Genomic DNA, 17,408 nt, shown 5'->3' on the forward strand with positions numbered 1-17,408 from the left:
GCAATCTTTACGGCGTAAAGACGGCTGCCGGTTTGGTGAGTCCCATGGCCGCGGCGACAGCTCGGTACTCCTTGGCGGGCTCGCTGTTCGGGGCCCACAGCAGGAGCGGCATCTGCGCGGAGTATGCCTCGGCAACCTTCGTGCTGCGCCGGACGGACGGCCTCACGACCAGGTCGCCGTAGGCCTCGCGGAGCTGGCTCTCGGCGTCCTCGTAGACCTTGCCCTGGCTCTTGTCGCTCACGGCTTCCCCTATCACCACCCAGTCCACCTGAAGGCTGATGCCGAGCTCACCGAACGCCTCGTTGATGGCCGCCAGGGTCAGCTCCAGCTCAGTGAGCGCGCGCGCTTCCTTCTCCTGGCTCTTGACGCAGGCCATCACCTCGTCACCCGCCAGCAGCGCACCCTTGGTGGTCAGCTTCAGGTCACCGGGGCAGTCGATGAAGATGACGTCGAACCGGCCGCGCAACAAGGGCATCATCTTGCGCAGCCACAGCTCACGCATCATCGTGCCGATGAGCTTCTCGTCCAGGTCCTTGAGGTTGCGGGACCCGGGGATCAGCCAGAGGTTGGGGATCGCCGGCCCGCCTTCGCCGCGCCGGGCGGGAATGACGGCCTCGTCCAGGGTGGCGATGCCGTCCACCACGTCCCAGAGCGTCGCGATGTTCTCATCGGCGTCCGGGTCGTCGCAGCCCATGATGTGCGACAGGTCGCGCTGGCTGTCCGCCTCCAGGGCGAGTGTCTGCAGGCCGGCCTCTGCCGCGGCTGCGGCGAGCGCGCTGACAGTGGTTGTCTTGATGGAACCGCCGGACTCGTTGACCGCGACGATCACACGGGTCTCTCGGCCGTCGTCCTCCGGGATGCGGAGGGCGACCTGGGCGTCTGGGTCGGTCATCATGTCCTCCGGATCTTTACGCCGTAAAGGCGTGGTCGGTGCCGAGCAGCTGGCGCTCGTGGTCCGTCAGCTCGTACTCGTGCGCCGCGAGCCACCCGAGGTATACCAGGTCGCACTCCGCCCTCGTGGACGATGAGGCGTAGCGCAGCTCGCAGTGGGCGAGAGCCAACGCGAGCGCCGCCTGGTCGGGACTATCGGCCGCCCACTCGCTGAACGCCCGCTCGGCGCCGTCCCATCGGGTGAGGAAGTCGCCGGCGAGCGACTCGGCTTCCCCGGCCGACGTGTGGCCGCCCTGAAGTGCCGCCAGAACCAGTGGCGCGGAGCTGGCGAGCGCGCCCTTCAGGGCGAGAACACACGCCGCCCGCCGCCGGTCCGAAGCAGCGTCTGCAGCCTGACGCTCCACTTGGGCTGGAACCGTCCGCTTCTTGGCGGCCTTGGCGCGCCGAGCAGGCTTGGGTCCGGCACCGGCCTTGGCCGCCTTCAGAGCGGCGAGCGCCTCGGTCTGTACCGCCGGGTCCTTCTCCTTGCCGAGCTCGCGAGCCTCTTCGATGTTCAGCTCGCCGCCCTTGAACGCCTCAAGAGCCTCAGGTGTCAGGTTGCCGAGACGCCGACGCTGCGACACCCAGCCCTCAGACTTGCCCAGGGCCTGCGCCACTGCGGCGTACGTACCCAGCACCGCCTTCAGCTCCTCGATCGCCTTCAGCTCCTCGATGGCCGACAGGTCCTCGCGCTGGATGTTCTCCACCAGGGAGAGGACCACGATCTCCGTACGCGTCCGGGCCGTGGTGTTGACCAGGAAGGGCACCTCCGCGAGGCCAGCCACCTTGGCCGCCGCCAAGCGCCGGTTCCCGTTGACCACGACGTACGGAACCCCGGACACCGCCTCCGAGTGCTCGGGGAATGCCTCGCAGAACACACTGGACGGGATGACCGTCAACGCCTGCGCGATCCCGGTCTCGCGGATGCTGTCCGCGAGCTCCTCGAGCTGAGGCAGGGCCTGCCGAGGATTGGCCGGGTTCTCCGCCAGCGCGGTGACGGAGACAGTGACCTGCGGGGACGAACCCTTTCGTCGCGCCTCCTCTTCCTGCCTCTGGCGGCGGCGCTCAGCGATGGACAAGGTGTTCTGCAGGCCAGTCACGGCAACTCCGGGTAGATGCGGGTGTACCACCGGACACTATCTCGCAAGGTCATCGCGCTGAGCGCCCGGCACGTCTTTACGTCGTAAAGATGCGACACGGCGGCTTGCCTCAGCTACCGACACCGACGCTTGTCTGACCTTGTGCGCCGGTCCGGCGAGCCGTCGGCGCAGGCCGGAGCGGTGCGTGGCTAGCTGGCCTGATGGACGACATCACCGAGGTCATCAAATTCCGGAACTGGCTCAGCGACCTCATGCACGAGCGGTTCCGGCAGGCAACGCCCACGGCCTACCAAGCGGCGACCGGGGTAGCCAATCTGCTGGCCGAAGTCCTCCCGGCCGACAGGCTCGCCACATTCTTCCGCGTCGCGGTCGAAGCCGAGGAGGAGTCCCGGCAGCCTGCCCGCTTCCTGGCCGGCACCTACTCGGACTGTCTCGACCGGGGCCTGGGTCGGGCTTTCAAGGATCTGTACGAGGACGACCCGGGACTCAACGTCGCGTGGCATCTGGGACGGGTCTTCCCGAACCTCTTGCCACGCGGGGAGTTCACCCCGTTCATCCAGCTCGCACAGAAAGCCCTGGAGCGGGCCGCCGCCCTCCCCGCAAGTTAGGCGCCTTATCTGACCCGACCGGTGGGCCCGAGGTAAGAAGGTCTTACCTGGGGCCCACGGCTGAGGCTGCCCTCTCTGGAGTTCAGCGCGGCAGGTCGAGCACCATCAGATGGTGGGGGGCTGCGCCGTCCCAGGGGATCGCGGTGCCGGCGCAGCGGTAGCCCCACGCGCGGTAGGCGGCCTGTGCGGCGGCCGCCTCGGGCCTGCTGTTCAGCATCACCCGCTCGTTGGTCACCGCTTCGGTCAGCGCGGTGTGCAGCCGGGTGGCGATGCCCTGGCGCCGCCAGGTCGGCCGGACCGCGAGCTCGAACAGCCCGAAGGTCCGGGTGCCGTCCTCGCGCCGCAGCTCGTCCGGCGCGGGTTCGGTGAGGGTGTCCCACCACCTGGTGGTGGCGGCGAGCGGGTAGCCGTACGCCATCCCCACGACCTGGTCACCCTGGTCGAAGGCGACGGCGGCGAGGAAGCCGGCCTTGCGGGTCTGGGAGCGGAACCGGCGGAACGCGCGGTCGACGTCATCGGGCCCGCCCTCGCCGTAGGGCGGCTCGGCGAACGCCTCGGCGAACACCGCCTTCAGGCCGTCCTCCAGCTGCGCGGTCGCCTTGCCGTCCAGCAGTCGCACCGTCACCTCGCCCGCCTGGGCCTGCTCGCTCACCGCGTCCTCCCGCTGCTCCTGGTCGTCCTGGCCGCGGTGGGCGCTGGTCCGTTGCGCGCTGGAGGACCAGGCCAGCGGCGCCATGCACGTCGACCCCGGCACCAGGGACTACCGGTACAGCCGCACCGAGGTGGAGTCACTGATCGCCATGGCCGCTGCCCTACTGCGCCTGCTGCCCTGACCTCTGAACGGCCCCGGCCCGCAGCGGCCGGGGCCGCGTCGTCAGTCGTCAGTCGTCGTCGGCCGGCGGTCGCGGGTGGTCGGTGGCGTCGACCTGCCCCCAGCGCAGAGCGTGTCGGACGGCGGTGGTCATCCAGCCCATGGCCTGCTCGGGGCTGGGCTGGGTGAGCTTGTAGACCTCGCAGACGATCCTCATGCCGCCGTTGTGCGCGGCGCGGCCGACCAGGTTGTCCCACAGGTCGATCCGCGGCTCCCACGGCTGGTTCCGTTGGCGCGGTGCCGGGGCGGGCTCCTGGGCGCGGACCCAGGCGCCGTCGCGCTCCAGGTCGGCGTCGCCGTGGCAGGCCCGCAGCAGGACGTCGTTCCACTCGTCGCCGATGGCCGGGTGGGGGAGGAACTCCCGGGTGCTGTCACGGAACCAGCCGTGCAGGAGGTCGTCGTCGTCCGCGATGCGATCCTGACCGCCGCCGTCGACCAGGGCGCCGATCAGCCGGCCGAGCTGCGCTACCGGCTCCAGGTCGCCGGTCCACCAGTAGTCGGTGGCGACCATGACCCGCCACGTCTGCTCCACCCAGCGTCCCCGGCTCGGTTCGGTGCCGATGCCCCAGCCGGCCCCCAGGCGGATCGCCTGCCACATGTTCATGCCCTTGGGTCCGACGAACTTGCCGCTCGTCAGGCCGACCAGGTGGACCGGGATGTGCGGGGTGCGGGCGCGGTGGAAGCCGAGTTCCGGGGACCAGCACCAGGGGTTGGTCTTGAAGTTCTTGCGGAACTCGGGCTCGTCCACCAGTCCTTCGTCCCACCAGCGGTCGAGGTCCCAGCCGCTGTAGGGCTGGCAGGTGTGGCCGCGGTACGCGGGGAAGCGGCCGTCACGGCCGGGCCGACGCGGCGCTGGTACGGAGACAGTCTTCGTCACGCCCTGTCAAACGGTCCCGCGGCCCGGCGGACACGCGTGGTGCTGAGCCCGGTCCGGTGATCCGCGCGGCGCCGGGGCCAAGTCGTGTCCGCACGCGTTACCAGTCCAGATATTGCGTGCCCGATCGTGGAGGAAACCCCAGGTCATGGACGTTTCTGCGCCCGGGTCCTGTCCGATGGACCGCGAGCACTTCGAAGGGGTGATAGAGAAACCCATCCCGAAGGAGGGCGCGATGACGTCCGGTCAGACCGTTCTGCAGTTCCTCTTCGAGGTCCTGGCCGGCCCGCAGGCCGACCACCTCGCCCACGCCGTCCGCAACGTCGGCTCCGTCCTCTCCGGCGTCTCGGGCACCGCGAACGCGGTCGGCGCCGTCCGCAAGCTGCGCGCCCGCAAGGCCCCGGCCGCCCCGTGCTGCTGCGGGTCGTGCCCGCCCCGCCCGGAGGCCGGCGCTGAGTAGGGCCCGCACGGTCCGGTCCGGCCACCACACGGTGGCCGGACCGGACCGTGCGGGCCTACGTCAGGCCTTGCTCACCGCCAGCGCGATGCACGCGGTCAGCGCCGCGAGCTGCACGCCGTTGACGCCGGCCGAGCGGGCCTGGCGACGGATCGCGCCACCGAGCAGCTGGTCGACGGCGATCAGCGCGCCCAGGGTGAGCAGCGCCTTCTGGTTCTTCGTCGTGTTCTTCACCTCCCATCGCAGGTAGTGCTGTTGGTAACCGATCACGGTCCCACACGGCACTTACGAGGCATGGTCCGCCTTGCACGCGGCGCGCCCGCCCCCGTTCGGGTGAAGCGGTGGCGAGCCACGCACGCACGGTGATACTCTGGGGAAAACCTTGAATACTGACTTTGAAGTTAAACGAGGAGGTACAGGAGATGGTGGACGGTGAAGACCGTGAACCCCTGAGCGAAGGACCAAGCCACACGCGGTTTCTGCTCGGGCGGATCGCCGAGGAGGCGCAGCGCGCCCAGGAACTCGAGGACCCGCTGGAGCAGGCGAAGGCCCTCGCGCTGCTGATCCAGCCGTACGCGGGCTGGGCACTGCGCGAGGCGGTCTGGGACTGCCGGGGCAACGACATGAAGTGGTCGGTGATCGCGCCGGAGGTCGGCCTGTCGCAGGCCGTGCTGTCCCGGCAGGTCAAGGCCAACGGGCCGGTGGTCACCATCACCCCGTACTACGGGCTGGACAGCCGCAACGCCGACGGGCAGACCCCGCTGCGCCTGGCCGCCTTCAGCCTGGAGAAGCGGGTGATCGCGCTGGCGATGACCACCACCGACGAGCGAAGCCCGCTGCTGGCCAGGCTCTACATCCCGGTGCTTGCCATGGGCCAGGCGATGGCGGCCAATCAGGCCGAACCGCTGCTGAAGACGGTGAAGGAGGTGCTCCGCCAGGCCGACGGCCTGGACTCCGCCGCCGCCGGCACCGAGCAGGAGCAGGCCGTACTCGACTCGGTCGGCGAACTGGGGACCGCGTTCGAGCGATACCAGGGCACGATCCGCGTCGCCGCGGAGCTCAAGCAGACCACCGAGTCACAGAAGGGGGAGTAAGCCTGATGGACCGCAAGACGTACACCGCGGGGCTCGCCTCGCTGCGTGAGCTGCGTACCGAGATCATCGCCGCCGAGAAGGCCGTCCTGGCCACGCAGAAGGAGCTGGACAGGCTCACCTCCCAGCGCTTGCGCCGGGTGGCCGGGCTCGCGGGGTACGAAGGCGCGCAGGCCGCACCGGTCGCCGAGGCGTCCGGCCTGACGCTGGCCGACGTCGTGCGGATCGCTCCGCTGCTCGACTCGACCCCGGCCCCGGTCGAGTCCGCTCCGCTGGCCGAGCCCGTCGACCACGCCCCCGCCGCCGCCTCGTCGCCGGTCCCGGCTGTACCAGAGGCGTCTGCCGACCCGGCGTCCGAGCAGGACGCCGCTTGGGCGCCGCAGCCGGTGATGCTCGACCAGAACCCGGACGGCTCGCTGGTGATGGGCGAGGCGGCGCCGTGCGTACAGTGCGGCCAGCCCTCCGTCTACCGCGCCCAGGGCCGTCCGATGCACCTGGGCGGCTGGTGCCGCCCCGCCGCCCCTGCGCCCGCAGCCCCTGTCGCCGTCACCCAGCCGGAGGTCCAGGCCCCGGCCGCGACCGCGCCCGGCAGCGCTGCGCCGGTCCAGCCCGCCACCGCGGTTGCGCCGGCCGCGCCCGCTCCGGTCGCTGCGGCGCCGGCGGCCGGTCGGCGCCCCGCGCCGTCCCGCGCCCCGAACCGTCCCGCTGCGGCGCGTCCCTCCGCTCCCGCTGGCGCGACTGCTGCTGCCCGGTGGTGGCCGGCGGTCGCGCTGGACGTCGCCGAGGACGGCGGCTGGCTGCTGGACGTCCCGCAGATTCCGGCCCCGGCCGGACCGAAGCTGGGCGACTGGTTCGCGTGGCTGGGCACCGGTCTGCCGTTGCGCGTCGAGCGGGCGCATGCGGCCGGGCGTGGCGGCGACGGCATGGTGTGCCTGAGCGCCGCCGCGCTCAAGCAGCTCGGGCTCCCGGCTGCGCTGCCGGCGACTGAGAAGGCCCTGGCGGCGCTCCAGGCCAAGCTGGTGAAGGCCGCCGCGACGGTGGGCATGGAGATCAGCGACCAGATCGGTCCGAGCTTCCACGTCTTCCGCCGCAAGGGGTCGGCCGGCGGCCCGAGGACCTCGGTCCGCGTCACGGTCGCGCCGTGGCTGGGCCAGGGGGACTCCCGCCAGCAGGCCACCAGCGCCCTGGCCGCCCCGCTGGCCACCGCGCCCGACGGCACCAAGGACGCGCCCACCCTCGCGCGCCGCTACCGGGCCTTTACCGCCGACCTGGGCGTCGCGCCGGGTGCGTCGACGGCCTCCACCGGGATGCTGCTGCTGGACGCGGTGCGCCCGCGGGTGGAGTGGGTCAAGGACGAGGCGACGGGGGAGTGGTCCTCACACCTGCGCGAGGGCGCGCTGCCGGCCGGGGACCTGTGCGTGCCGCCGGCCGCCGGGGCCCGGCACCCGCTCACCCGCAAGCTGCTCTCGCGCGGTGAGGCGGTGTGCGAGGAGGAGGACTACAAGTGGTGGGCCCGCGACCTCACCACGGGGGAGGCGGGGCAGGCGTTCGCGGTCGCGGTCGACGTCTGCGCGTCCTACCTGTCGGTCACCGAGTCCCTGCGCCTGCCCGTCGGCCCGGCCGAGTACGTGGAGGCCCCGGTGTGGGACGGCGGCAAGACCGCCGGCATCTGGTGGTGCGACTTCACCACCACGGCGGTGGACGAGTTGCTGCCGCACCCGGCCACCTTCCACGGCCGCCCGCCGACCGGGCCCAGCTGGTACGCCACCCCGACCGTCGCCTACATGATCTCCACCTACGGCTTCGACCCGGCGACCATCACCGCCGCCTACCTGTCCACGCACACCGCGCCGCTGCTCAAGGAGTGGACCGGCCGCATCCGGGGCGGGTACAAGCGCACCTACGCCGTGCTGGGCCTGACCGACGGCCAGAGCCCCGAGGAGTTCCTCGCCGCCTACGCCGTGCACAAGGACGTCGGCACCGACGCGGAGCGCGCGGACGCCCTGGTCCTGGCCGGGCTCTACAAGTCCGTCTACAAGGGCGGCATCGGCAAGTGGGCCGACTCCGCCCGCCACCTCGACGACGCCACCTGGCTGGAGAAAATCGCCGCAGCCTGGTCCTACAACCCCCTCCTGCGGTTCACCATCGTCGCCACCGCCCGCATCGCCGCCCACCGCCGCCTGCGCAAGACCCTCCAGCTCACCGGACGGGCCCCCTTCGCGGTCAACCGCGACTCCTACCTCTACGCCACCGACGCCCCCTCCCCGCTGGAGCTGTTGCCGGTCAAGGACGACGGCACCCCGGTCCCCGGCGCGCTGCGCCTGGGGATCGCCCCGGGCAGTCACAAGCACGAGTCCTCGATCCCGCTCACGGCTGTGGTCGAGGCGATGGGGCGCCGTGAGCACCCCTCCAAGCTGGTCCACGACTACGCCACCGACGGCACCTCGGTCGCCCAGGAGCAGACCGGTGCCGACGGCGGGGCGATCGCCACCGGCAACGACGATGAGGAAGGCGGGAACTGATGGCGGGCAAGGGGTTGTTCGGGCGGGTGCGGGAGGCGTTGTTCCCCTCGCGGAAGGCGCCGGTGCAGTCCACGACGCAGGCCGGGCAGGTGCGGGAGCGCAAGTACGGCGGCAACACCGCGGCGATGGCCGCGGCCTACGGCGTCGCGCCGCGCACCGTGCTGCGCTGGATCGACGGCTCCCGCCACCCCGTCGAGCACCAGGAGCGGCTGCAGCGCGAGGCGGTCGACGTGCAGACCACCGAGCGTGGCCGGGAGCGCAAGGCCAAGCAGCTCGCGCAGCGCGGCACGCTCTCCGGGATCGGGGCGCGGGTCGGGCGCGCCGTGACGTTCGAGATCCGCGGGTCGGACGCGGTCCGGGCCCGCGACATCCACCTCGACCTGTCGGGCGAGCAGGCCGCCGCCCTGGCCATCGCGCAGGACGACGTCGAGGTGCGGGCCGTGATCGGCCAGGCCCTCGCGGACTACTTCAACGGCGGCCCCTACGGCGGCTTCTCGGCCGACGACTTCGACTTCGACCCGGGCGACTTCGACCTCAACTGACCACCGACCCCGTCGGCGCCCTCAACCAGCACGACTCGACAAGCCAAGGGAGTTCCACCGTGACCGCCACTGGAGTACCGCTCGAACTGCGGGAGATGGACGGCGAGCAGCACCTGGCCGTCGCCGACGTGACCGCCATGCTGCGCTCCTTCTCCCACATCTGGCAGGGCTGGGCCACCACCGGCCACGCCGACCTCGACCCGTACACCGTCGGCCTGCTCGGCTCCGCCCTCGGCGGCTTCGCCGACCGGCTCGACGTCGAAGCCATCGCCCGCACCGCCCCGGTCGGGGCGGTCGGCCGGTGAGCGAGCACCCCGCGACCACCCCGGCCGGAACGGCCCGCTTCACCGGCACGCCGGCAGCCGACCGCGCGGCGCTCGGCCTGCCCGGCCACTGCGACACCTGCGTGCTCGTCGGCCACCAGGCCGCCCACCCCGAGCTCGGCTGCGCCGCAGTCGGCTGCGCCCAGGCCCACGGCCCCACCGGAGCCGGCCTGCCGCGGTGCGCGGACTGCCACCTGCCGATCACCGGGGCGTGGCTGTCGGATCTGCCGCTGCCTGGCGAGCAGGGCGACGGCCAGCTGCGGTACTGGCACACCGGGCCGAGCGCGTGCGCCCAGGCCGTGGAGGAGGCGGGACACGATGGCGAGTAGCTCGACTGCGGGTGCGGGTGCGCGGCTTCGGCGGCACGTCTACGGGCTGGCAAAGGTCTACGACTGCCACGACCTGGACGTGAAGTCGGAGGGGCGGGGGAAGTGGCGGGTGACGTGGACGGACGGCCCCTCCATCACCGTGGTCCGCACCAGCCTCGACCGCGAGTTCCCCGACCTCGCCGAGGCGGTCCGCTACGACCGCGAGCACGAGCGGCGCGCGATGGTGCTCGGGGCCCTTCGGGTGGCCGCCGCCGCCTCGGAGGACGACTGGGACAGCCTGGACGACCACTGGCTGTCCTGGAAGGCGCGGGAGTGCCTGGAGGACGTCACCGACCCGTGGTCGGGCGCCAGCGCCCGGGAGCGGGCGATGGTGGACCGCCTACTGGCCGTGACCGCGTTGCGCGACGGCTGGGGCGATGTCCTCGACGAGGACGAGTACCGGGCGATCGAGGAGCTGGTGCGCCGGCGCGGAGTGGGCTGGCTGCTGGACACGACCACCACCTCAGCCACCGCCCCGGACCGTCAGGCAGAGCCTGACGCCGTCCCGGAAGGGCTGGAGCTGACGCCGCTGGAGCTGCTCACCGTCCGGTACGCGGCTGGCCCGGACCGCCGCGCGTGGGTGCAGCAGGCCCGGCCGATGCCCGCCGACCAGGCCCTCGCCGCCGCCACCGCCGACAACTCCGTCACCAAGGCGAATGCCCTCGCAGCCCTCGCCCTGGTGGCCGGCCTGCGGGCCGACCTGGACGCCGCCGAAGCGCGGATCACCGACGCGGCCCGCACCGCCGGCGCCACCTGGAGCGAGGTCGGGGCCACCCTCGGCACGAGCGAGCAGGCCGCAGCCGAACGCCGCACCCGCCTGGGCAGCACCGCGTCAGGCAACGCCTGACACCCGCTCCGGGCAGCTGTGGACGAGCGCCCACCCGACTCCAAGGGGGAACCACTTGTGACCGACGCCAGCACCGCCACGACATCCAGCACCCTGGACGGCCTGTTCACCGAACACGGCTCCACCCTGCGGTTCACCGCCGGTCAGACGATCATCCGTCAGGGCGACCTGTCAGACCACGTGCTGGCGCTGCGCACCGGCGCCGCCAAAGTGGTGCTGCGCGGCGAGGACGACGCGGAAATCGTCCTGGCCCTGCGGGAGCCGCCCGAGATCATCGGCGAGCAGGCTGCCCTCACCGGCGGCCCGCGGTTCAGCTCGGTGGTCGCGCTGACCGACGTGACCGCGCTCGCCGTCCCGGCCGCCGCCCTGCGCGACCTGGTCGAGGCCGACACGGACGCGGCACTCGCGATCTACCGGATCGTCGCTGGGCGGCACCGCGACTCGGAGCGGGCCCGGGTGGAGCTGGCCTCCCGTACCGTCGCCCAGCGGGCCGCCGCGCAACTGCTCGCCCTGGCGCCCCGGATCGGCGCCGTGGACGAGACCACGGGCGCCGTGCGGCTGCCCCTCACCCAGCAGGACCTGGCCGGGTGGGTGGGCGCGTCCCGAGAGGCCATCGTCCGGACGCTTCGGCAGATGCGCGACGACGGCATCGTGACCACCGAACGCGCGACGATCATCATCCACGACCTGGAGGCCCTGCGCGTCAAGGCACCCACCTGACCGTGTCCGCCCCTGGAGACCGCGTGACGGCGCGGAGCCCGACCCGCGCCGACCGTCTGACGACCCGAAAGGCCGGCCATGACCGCCGACACCACCACGACCACCGACCGGCCCGGCCGTCTCCAGTCCGGGGCCGGGCCGGGCGTCCAGCACTCCCCGCCTACGCCGGCCACACCGTCACTCAGCTCCCCGCCGGTGCTGATCCTGGACCCCGGCGCGATCGCCGATCCGGTGGAGCGCGAGCAGGCCCTGGCGCGGCTGCTCCGCTACCAGATCCAGGTCCGCACCGCCCATCTGCGCCTGGAGGAGGGGGATCGGGTGCGGCTGCTGGAGCCGGTGCGCGCGACGTGGATCGACGAGGACCTGGCCGACGAGGAGTACTGGGAGGAGGACGCCCGCGTCCGCGTGGACGTCCCGGCCGGGACACTGGGCGTCATCACCCGGGTCCGCCGCCATCCGTCGCCGTGGCCGTACGTCGTCGCGTTCGACCGCGGCCCCGAGTGCGCGGTGCGCGACCTCCAGATCGAGCGCACCGCCGACCAGTCGCTCACCCTCGCGCAGCCGCCGGCCCCCGTTCCGGAGCCGTGGATGTGCTGACCGCCCGGGCGGCCACCACCAGGCGGTGGCCGTCGCCGTTAGACCGGATGCACCATCACCTTGGGGAGAGAGCAGCCGATGGAGAAGCAGAACTCGGCCGTGGACCGGCCGACCGAGTACACCTGGTGGGGCGAGGTCCCCGACCACCTGGTCACCAAGACCCGTCTCGCCGACCTGGACCTGCCCCGCCAGCCCGGCGGCCCCGTCCGCGCCACCATCACCGCCCGCGGCCCGGGCGGCAAGGGCACCTTCAACCTGTACGACATCCGCGAGTCCACCCCCACCGCGACCACGGTCGCCCAGCTCGCCGCCCGCCGCACCAACAGCTCGCGCACCTGCGAGGAGTGCGGCGCCCACCCCGAGACCCCCTGCACCGAGACCCCCGACGGCGAGCTGCTCTGCGCCGCGTGCGCCCACATCCACCGCCTGCGGGCCAAGCAGCAGGAAGCCGCCGACCGCGCCCGGGTCGTCGGCGAGCAGGCCGTCGAGCACCTGGCCGACGAGCACCTGGTCGTCCTCTCCGTCCACTACACCCACCGCCCGCCCACCGAAAGCGGCAAGCCCCGCCCGCCGGCCGCCGCCCGCATCACCGTCCTCGACCCCCACGACGCCCTCCCGCTCTACGACCGCACCCTGCGCCTGACCGGCCCCCGAACCCCCGGCGCCCCCGTCGACGCCGTCGACCCCGCCCCGGCCCTCGACGACCTGGCCACCCTGCTCGCCGACCGCACCGTGGCGCTGTGGGACAACGAACTGCAGCCCCTGTCCGACGCGCTGCGCCACCTCAAGGTGAAGTACCGGTCGTTCCTGCCGTCCGGCTACCGGCGAGTGGTCAAGCTCCAGGTACTCGTCAGCCTGTGGCGCGCCGACCTCGACCCCGCCACCGGCCAATACCGCGTCCCTGTCCCGCCCGGCAGCGCCGAGCGCCTGCTCTACCTGCTGCGCGCGATGGCCGGCGCCGTCCCGGTCCAGCGCGTCGGCGAAGCCGCGCTTCCCGGCCTGTGACACCCGGAGCCGCGGGGCCTGCCTTCCACCAGAGGGAGGGCAGGCCCCGCGCATGTCCAGGCATCGACCAACCCTCGCGGCCTATTTCACCAACTGCCCCTACGACGAGTTGCCGACCGACGACGTCGCCTTCGACGCTGACGGCTTCGACCTGAACTGACCCCCTCTCCTGCTCAACTAGCCCAGCCCAATGCTCGGTTCGTGGCGGATGCGGCCGGGCCTGACGGCCATGGTCCGATCGGCTCCCGCTCCCGGGCCGAGCCGGGCGCGACCAGCTGATCGGGCCATCGTGAGGGCTTCACGGGCAATTCGACCGAAGGGAGCGGCCCGGCCGCCGGACAACGAATTACCGAACCGAATTCCCCGCGCCACCCAAACGGCCACCGCGCACTAATTCCCGAAGAGCACGACCACAGAAAATCCGACCGGAATTCCAGCGACGGGAAGAACCGTGACGACGAACGGCGACAGCCACCATGACGGCCCTCACCGGGGCGACGCCGCTCGGGAGCTCCTGGACATCGAGGCGGCATGGGAGCTGACGCCGGCGCCGGTGGCGCTGCGCCCACGGCCGGGCAGCAGATCGGGCGCCTCCGCGTTGAAGATGATCCTAAATCGGCAAATGGTGAGCAGAACTGACAGTTGCTCACCATCTTGGATCTAGTGGGCTACTGTGCCGGGCATGGAGCAGAGCGAGACCGTCGTCACCACCGTCACGATCGGGCAGCGCGGGCGCCTCATCCTCCCCGCCCAGGTCCAGCGCGCCACCGGCATCACCCAGGGTGCGCGCGTCGCGGTGCGCACCGCGCCGGACGGCACGATCACCATCGAGCCGCTGTGGGCGGTGCGGGCCCGCCTGCGGGCCACCTACAGCCCGCTGCTGACCGACCACCTGCCCCTTTACCCAGCCCGGCTGCACGCCGGCGGGCTCGGTGTCGACGCCGACCCCGGCGACCTCGGCCCGGTCCTGCATCCGCTGCCCGAGCGGGATCCCGGTTCCGGCCGCCGGGTGTACCGGGACGACCAACGGGTGGTGGTCACCGCCCGTGCGGTGCTGGCCTGGCTCACCGCCGGCCCCGGCAGCCTCGTCGAGTACGCGCTGCCGAACGCGGTACTGCCCGAGGCCGGCGTCGGCGAGCTCATCACCGTCCTGGCTCGGGCCGGCGCCCACCAGGACGCCGACGCCCTGCTCGCCGAGCTCGCCGTCATCGGCCTGCGGCTGCCCAGCCCCGCGAAGTACCGCACCACGCTCGCGGAAGACACCGCCATCGCACTGGAACTGACCCAGGACGCCGTCCGCGCCGGCTACACAATCACCCTGCCCGACGCGCTGTGCGCCGCCACTGCCCTGCGCCTGGAGGCGCCGCTGGTCGCCGCCGACCTCCTCACCCCCGCTTCCTGACCACGGCCTGGCAGGCCGGCCAGGCCGTCCGGATCGGGGCACGGAGTTGCCGCGCTCGGTCAACCGACGGCCGCGGCCTCCTGCGCCTCGTCCAGCTGCAGCGCCGCGATCTGGGAGCTGACCTCGTCCAGCTCCCGGGCCTGCGGGGAGTCGCCGCGCTGGAAGACGACCTCCCAGCGCAGCTCCCGCGCCCGGTCCTGCAGAACCTGCACCTGCGGGGACAGCGGGGCGGCCTCGGGGCGGCGAAGGAAGCTGGGCAGACGCATCACGCCAGGCTAGAGACCCGCTCCGGCGTCTGTTCCTGCGGGGTCGGCCGCATACCGGGTCGGACGGACCGGTCGCCACCGCTGCTCCGCCCGGTCCCAGCGCGTCTTCCAGCGCTCCCGGATCGTGGTGACCACCGGCTCGGGAGCGGGCATGCGTCCGACCGCGACGGCCGCCGCCAAGGCGTGCACCTGGGCCTGGGTCACATGGAAGACGGCTACGTGCTGGTCGGCTCCCTCACCGGCGAATTCCTCGGTGCGATGGCTCCCCACCCGGTGGAGGCAGATCCTGCACCAGACGTCCCACGGCCACTCGGCCGCGCGCCGCCTCTCCTGGTGGTCGGCGAGCCGCAGCTCGGCTTCCGAAATGTGCTTCACGTAGGCGATCGGCTCCAGCTCCGGCGGCGGCGCAGACGCCCGCCCGGTGGCAGCCAGCGCTTCCAGCTCCGCCATCGCGGCCTGCGCCTCGGTGTCGAGCTCCGCCGCTTGCGCCACCATCGTCAGCGCCCGGGAGAGCAGCTGGCGTGCGGCCGGGCTCAGCGGCGCTGCGGCCAAGCCGTCTCGCGGGTTGGCGAGTACGTCACTCATCGAGACTCCCAGGGCTGAGGTGCGGGTGCGAGGGCCTGCGGCGGCAGCGCGGGCAAGACCGGCCCCGTGCGGGCAGCTTCATCATGTCGGACTCGCCGGTCGGGTTCGCCCCGTTCAGCCGGTTGATGTCGGCGTGGTCCGCTACCGTTGACGGGCGGTCAGTGACCGTGGGCCCGGCTCGCCAGGCCCGGCATCCGTCCGGCCCGTGACCGGACGCGGCCGAAGGTGCCACGCGCCGAGCCGCTGCTCCACCTCAGCTTGTTCTCCGGTCGCCTTCCTGCGCGGCGGGTCACGGGATCGCCGCAGCCCTGGGAGGGGCCTGCCATGCCGATCAACCACACCCGCAAGACCCAGCTCGCCGCGCTGAAGAGCACCTATGGCGTCAAGCACGCCGACGCCATCGCGCTGCTGGACCACCCTGACGGATACCGGCGCGCCGCGCTGTGCAACGTGCTCGCCAACACCCCGGGCGTGAACACCTACAAGGACGCCGTCGCCCACCTCGCCGAGCAGGACCGCATCACGGCCGCCGCGATGCAGGACGAGTGGGACGACCCGGACTTCTGCGACTGCGGGTATCCCCTCGGCGAGGGCTACCGCTTCCACTGCTGCGAGTGCGGTGCCGGCCATGAGTACCACTGTGTCTGCTGACCCAGTGTCAACCACTGTGGTGTCAACCACCGTGGCGGCCGTCGACCTGGCGATGCGCGGGCTGGCGGTGTTCGCTCTGCCGCCCGGCGGCCGCCGTCCCGAGGCTGCGGGCTGGAGTGCGCGGTGCTGGGTCGACCCGGACCAGGTGCGCCGGCGGTGGCGAGAGGGCGACAACATCGGCGTCGGCTGCCGTGCCAGCAGCATCGTCGGCCTGGACCTGGACGTCGAGGGAGCCGGCCGGGACGTCCTCGCTGCCCTGGCAGCCAGCGTGGGCGAGCCGTGGCCGGACACGTTGACCGTCACCAGCCCGTCGGGCGGAGCGCATCTGTACTTCCGCGTGCCGCCCGCCTGTTCCACCGCGTCCGTCTCCGGCGGCCGGACGGCGCTGGGGCCGGGCATCGACGTCCGCGGCCCGGGCCGGGGCAGCGGCGGCTACCTGATCGGTCCTGGCTCCGTCGTCGGTCGCGTCCGGTACGCCATCGAACGCGACCTGCCGGTCGCGCCGATGCCGGCCTGGATCACGGAGCGCTTGGCCGTGGGCAGCGGCCGGCGGCCCTGACCCCGGGGGACACGAAACCTGCCCGAAGGTCGGCTCTGCGCTGACGTTCGGGCAGGCGGGTCGTGTATCGCGGGGGCCTTACGCGGTCTGCCGGGTGGGCACCGCGGTCAAGTGCCGTACGGGGGCCGGCACCGCGGGCTCGGGCAGTTCCCCGTTCCGGATGGCCAGCACTGCGTTCTCGATCGCCGCCTCGAGCTGCTCCGTGGTGGAGTAGCCGGCGAACAGCGGGTGGATCTGGTAGCTGCGGTAGCGGCGGCGGGCCGCGCCCTCCGAGTCGGGGCGCAGGACGACGTGCCGCTCGACGAGCTGGTTCATCGCGATGGACGTGCGGTTCTTGCTCAGTCCCACCCGGGCCGCCAGCTCGGCCTGTGAGGCGTTGACCTCGCCTCCGGGGTGCTGGACGTCCATCATCGCGCTCAGGAGGTCGTAGGCGGCCTTGGAGAGCTCCAGACGGTGCAGCTGCGCGAAGCCGAGGTGTGCCTGGATCAGCATGCCTGTTCCTCCACCACGTCGTCGTTGTCGCCGAACGCCAGCTGCCGGGTGCGAGGCGGCGGCACCTTCGGCGGCGTGAAGGTCGGAAACAGGCCCTGCGCCGCCGTCTTCACCTCATCCTCCCGCATCTCCGGGAAGTGCCGCCGAAGGGCGGCCTTGGCGTCACCACGCAGCTGCTCCAGCGCCTCCTCCTGGAGGTCGCCGTTGCCCATGAAGCAGATCAGCGGGTTCACCACGAGCAGCGAGTTCGCCCGGCGCTGGATCATGTGCCAGCCCTCCAGCGTGCCCAGGGCCCGGGTAACGTTCGCCCGCTCGATCCCCAGGTGCACCGCGATCTTCGCGTGGGTGATCCGCAACCGCCCCTCGCGCTGGCGGCCCATGCAGAACACCAGCACCGCCGACTGCGCCGGCGACATCCCGTGCCGGGCGATCAGCACCGCCAGCACCTCGGACAGGAACTCGTTGCTGACCTGGCTGTAGCCCTTGCGCCCGTACACCTTGTGCGGGGCCCGGTAGGTCCAGTCGACCTTCGCCGACCGGACCGGCCGGCCCGGCGCCGGAGGCCGCTGCTCCATCGCCTTGGCGAAGCTGTCCGCCA

23 protein-coding genes are annotated in these 17,408 nt (G+C 72.4%); 14 read left to right on the forward strand and 9 right to left on the reverse strand.

Annotation, left to right across the window (positions count from 1 at the left end; all coding sequences use genetic code 11):
- Positions 1–7: 7 nt before the first annotated feature.
- Positions 8–829, reverse strand: coding sequence for a ParA family protein (locus OG294_RS40125; protein WP_327071927.1), 822 nt, complete (start codon positions 827–829; stop codon positions 8–10).
- Positions 830–908: 79 nt separating this feature from the next.
- Positions 909–2,030, reverse strand: coding sequence for a ParB/RepB/Spo0J family partition protein (locus OG294_RS40130; RefSeq protein ID WP_327071928.1), 1,122 nt, complete (start codon positions 2,028–2,030; stop codon positions 909–911).
- 200 nt (positions 2,031–2,230) lie between these two features.
- On the opposite strand from OG294_RS40130, the gene OG294_RS40135 reads away from it, so the two are divergent.
- The gene (locus OG294_RS40135; RefSeq protein ID WP_327071929.1) at positions 2,231–2,638 is read left to right on the forward strand and encodes a hypothetical protein; all 408 of its coding nucleotides are present in this window, start codon (positions 2,231–2,233) and stop codon (positions 2,636–2,638) included.
- A gap of 82 nt (positions 2,639–2,720) precedes the next feature.
- Here OG294_RS40135 and OG294_RS40140 read toward each other — a convergent pair whose 3' ends face one another.
- Complete coding sequence (locus tag OG294_RS40140) at positions 2,721–3,374, reverse strand: GNAT family N-acetyltransferase (protein ID WP_327071930.1); 654 nt, start codon at positions 3,372–3,374, stop codon at positions 2,721–2,723.
- A gap of 145 nt (positions 3,375–3,519) precedes the next feature.
- Positions 3,520–4,386 carry a hypothetical protein gene (locus OG294_RS40145; protein ID WP_327071931.1) on the reverse strand — a complete coding sequence of 289 codons (867 nt, stop codon included), beginning with the start codon at positions 4,384–4,386 and terminating at the stop codon, positions 3,520–3,522.
- A gap of 232 nt (positions 4,387–4,618) precedes the next feature.
- Between OG294_RS40145 and OG294_RS40150 the strand changes: the two genes are divergently transcribed.
- Entirely contained in the window at positions 4,619–4,843 is a 225-nt protein-coding gene (locus OG294_RS40150) for a hypothetical protein (RefSeq protein WP_327071932.1), read from the forward strand.
- A 60-nt stretch (positions 4,844–4,903) separates the two neighbouring features.
- Here the strand turns inward: OG294_RS40150 and OG294_RS40155 are convergent, their stop codons facing one another.
- Complete coding sequence (locus OG294_RS40155) at positions 4,904–5,110, reverse strand: hypothetical protein (RefSeq protein ID WP_327071933.1); 207 nt, start codon at positions 5,108–5,110, stop codon at positions 4,904–4,906.
- Positions 5,111–5,262: 152 nt separating this feature from the next.
- Between OG294_RS40155 and OG294_RS40160 the strand changes: the two genes are divergently transcribed.
- The 10 genes from OG294_RS40160 to OG294_RS40205 all read left to right on the forward strand — a co-directional run bounded on the left by OG294_RS40160 (position 5,263) and on the right by OG294_RS40205 (position 14,257).
- A complete protein-coding gene (locus tag OG294_RS40160) occupies positions 5,263–5,934 on the forward strand; it encodes a hypothetical protein (RefSeq protein WP_327071934.1) in 672 nt (223 codons plus the stop codon).
- 5 nt (positions 5,935–5,939) lie between these two features.
- Entirely contained in the window at positions 5,940–8,453 is a 2,514-nt protein-coding gene (locus OG294_RS40165) for a hypothetical protein (protein ID WP_327071935.1), read from the forward strand.
- On the forward strand, positions 8,453–8,995 hold the full coding sequence (locus OG294_RS40170) for a hypothetical protein (RefSeq protein ID WP_327071936.1): 543 nt from the start codon (positions 8,453–8,455) through the stop codon (positions 8,993–8,995). Before OG294_RS40165 ends, OG294_RS40170 begins: the two co-directional genes overlap by 1 nt.
- A 59-nt stretch (positions 8,996–9,054) precedes the next feature.
- Positions 9,055–9,300: a DUF6213 family protein gene (locus OG294_RS40175; RefSeq protein ID WP_327071937.1), complete on the forward strand. Its 246-nt coding sequence runs from the start codon at positions 9,055–9,057 to the stop codon at positions 9,298–9,300.
- On the forward strand, positions 9,297–9,647 hold the full coding sequence (locus OG294_RS40180) for a hypothetical protein (RefSeq protein ID WP_327071938.1): 351 nt from the start codon (positions 9,297–9,299) through the stop codon (positions 9,645–9,647). Before OG294_RS40175 ends, OG294_RS40180 begins: the two co-directional genes overlap by 4 nt.
- Complete coding sequence (locus OG294_RS40185; RefSeq protein WP_327071939.1) at positions 9,637–10,533, forward strand: hypothetical protein; 897 nt, start codon at positions 9,637–9,639, stop codon at positions 10,531–10,533. Before OG294_RS40180 ends, OG294_RS40185 begins: the two co-directional genes overlap by 11 nt.
- A gap of 57 nt (positions 10,534–10,590) precedes the next feature.
- Positions 10,591–11,253 (forward strand): Crp/Fnr family transcriptional regulator, encoded by a 663-nt coding sequence (locus OG294_RS40190; protein ID WP_327071940.1) that lies wholly within the window; start codon positions 10,591–10,593, stop codon positions 11,251–11,253.
- 78 nt (positions 11,254–11,331) lie between these two features.
- Positions 11,332–11,850 carry a hypothetical protein gene (locus tag OG294_RS40195; protein ID WP_327071941.1) on the forward strand — a complete coding sequence of 173 codons (519 nt, stop codon included), beginning with the start codon at positions 11,332–11,334 and terminating at the stop codon, positions 11,848–11,850.
- Between the two features lie 78 nt (positions 11,851–11,928).
- Positions 11,929–12,855 carry a hypothetical protein gene (locus tag OG294_RS40200; RefSeq protein ID WP_327071942.1) on the forward strand — a complete coding sequence of 309 codons (927 nt, stop codon included), beginning with the start codon at positions 11,929–11,931 and terminating at the stop codon, positions 12,853–12,855.
- Positions 12,856–13,537: 682 nt separating this feature from the next.
- Positions 13,538–14,257: a hypothetical protein gene (locus OG294_RS40205; RefSeq protein WP_327071943.1), complete on the forward strand. Its 720-nt coding sequence runs from the start codon at positions 13,538–13,540 to the stop codon at positions 14,255–14,257.
- A 59-nt stretch (positions 14,258–14,316) separates the two neighbouring features.
- Here OG294_RS40205 and OG294_RS40210 read toward each other — a convergent pair whose 3' ends face one another.
- A complete protein-coding gene (locus tag OG294_RS40210) occupies positions 14,317–14,523 on the reverse strand; it encodes a hypothetical protein (protein ID WP_327071944.1) in 207 nt (68 codons plus the stop codon).
- Positions 14,524–14,532: 9 nt separating this feature from the next.
- A complete protein-coding gene (locus OG294_RS40215; protein ID WP_327071945.1) occupies positions 14,533–15,108 on the reverse strand; it encodes a hypothetical protein in 576 nt (191 codons plus the stop codon).
- Positions 15,109–15,432: 324 nt separating this feature from the next.
- On the opposite strand from OG294_RS40215, the gene OG294_RS40220 reads away from it, so the two are divergent.
- Both OG294_RS40220 and OG294_RS40225 read left to right on the forward strand, forming a co-directional pair.
- Entirely contained in the window at positions 15,433–15,759 is a 327-nt protein-coding gene (locus tag OG294_RS40220; RefSeq protein ID WP_327071946.1) for a hypothetical protein, read from the forward strand.
- Between the two features lie 16 nt (positions 15,760–15,775).
- Positions 15,776–16,318 carry a bifunctional DNA primase/polymerase gene (locus tag OG294_RS40225; protein WP_327071947.1) on the forward strand — a complete coding sequence of 181 codons (543 nt, stop codon included), beginning with the start codon at positions 15,776–15,778 and terminating at the stop codon, positions 16,316–16,318.
- Positions 16,319–16,396: 78 nt separating this feature from the next.
- Here the strand turns inward: OG294_RS40225 and OG294_RS40230 are convergent, their stop codons facing one another.
- Positions 16,397–16,810, reverse strand: coding sequence for a hypothetical protein (locus OG294_RS40230; RefSeq protein WP_327071948.1), 414 nt, complete (start codon positions 16,808–16,810; stop codon positions 16,397–16,399).
- Positions 16,804–17,408 (reverse strand): replication/maintenance protein RepL (locus tag OG294_RS40235; protein WP_327071949.1); only part of this gene is annotated, 605 nt, incomplete at its 5' end. The genes OG294_RS40230 and OG294_RS40235, both read right to left, overlap by 7 nt.

This window comes from Kitasatospora sp. NBC_01302 (genome assembly GCF_035976515.1).
In the GTDB taxonomy this organism is placed as follows: domain Bacteria; phylum Actinomycetota; class Actinomycetes; order Streptomycetales; family Streptomycetaceae; genus Kitasatospora.

What these genes read in the sequence shown, in the direction of transcription:
- OG294_RS40210 (WP_327071944.1), bottom strand. Translation starts at nt 14,523, where the DNA reads ATGCGTCTGCCCAGCTTCCTTCGCCGCCCCGAGGCCGCCCCGCTGTCC.
- OG294_RS40160 (WP_327071934.1), top strand. Translation starts at nt 5,263, where the DNA reads ATGGTGGACGGTGAAGACCGTGAACCCCTGAGCGAAGGACCAAGCCAC.
- OG294_RS40150 (WP_327071932.1), top strand. Translation starts at nt 4,619, where the DNA reads ATGACGTCCGGTCAGACCGTTCTGCAGTTCCTCTTCGAGGTCCTGGCC.
- OG294_RS40230 (WP_327071948.1), bottom strand. Translation starts at nt 16,810, where the DNA reads ATGCTGATCCAGGCACACCTCGGCTTCGCGCAGCTGCACCGTCTGGAG.
- OG294_RS40205 (WP_327071943.1), top strand. Translation starts at nt 13,538, where the DNA reads ATGGAGCAGAGCGAGACCGTCGTCACCACCGTCACGATCGGGCAGCGC.
- OG294_RS40215 (WP_327071945.1), bottom strand. Translation starts at nt 15,108, where the DNA reads ATGAGTGACGTACTCGCCAACCCGCGAGACGGCTTGGCCGCAGCGCCG.
- OG294_RS40220 (WP_327071946.1), top strand. Translation starts at nt 15,433, where the DNA reads ATGCCGATCAACCACACCCGCAAGACCCAGCTCGCCGCGCTGAAGAGC.
- OG294_RS40185 (WP_327071939.1), top strand. Translation starts at nt 9,637, where the DNA reads ATGGCGAGTAGCTCGACTGCGGGTGCGGGTGCGCGGCTTCGGCGGCAC.
- OG294_RS40140 (WP_327071930.1), bottom strand. Translation starts at nt 3,374, where the DNA reads ATGGCGCCGCTGGCCTGGTCCTCCAGCGCGCAACGGACCAGCGCCCAC.
- OG294_RS40165 (WP_327071935.1), top strand. Translation starts at nt 5,940, where the DNA reads ATGGACCGCAAGACGTACACCGCGGGGCTCGCCTCGCTGCGTGAGCTG.
- OG294_RS40195 (WP_327071941.1), top strand. Translation starts at nt 11,332, where the DNA reads ATGACCGCCGACACCACCACGACCACCGACCGGCCCGGCCGTCTCCAG.
- OG294_RS40200 (WP_327071942.1), top strand. Translation starts at nt 11,929, where the DNA reads ATGGAGAAGCAGAACTCGGCCGTGGACCGGCCGACCGAGTACACCTGG.
- OG294_RS40170 (WP_327071936.1), top strand. Translation starts at nt 8,453, where the DNA reads ATGGCGGGCAAGGGGTTGTTCGGGCGGGTGCGGGAGGCGTTGTTCCCC.
- OG294_RS40135 (WP_327071929.1), top strand. Translation starts at nt 2,231, where the DNA reads ATGGACGACATCACCGAGGTCATCAAATTCCGGAACTGGCTCAGCGAC.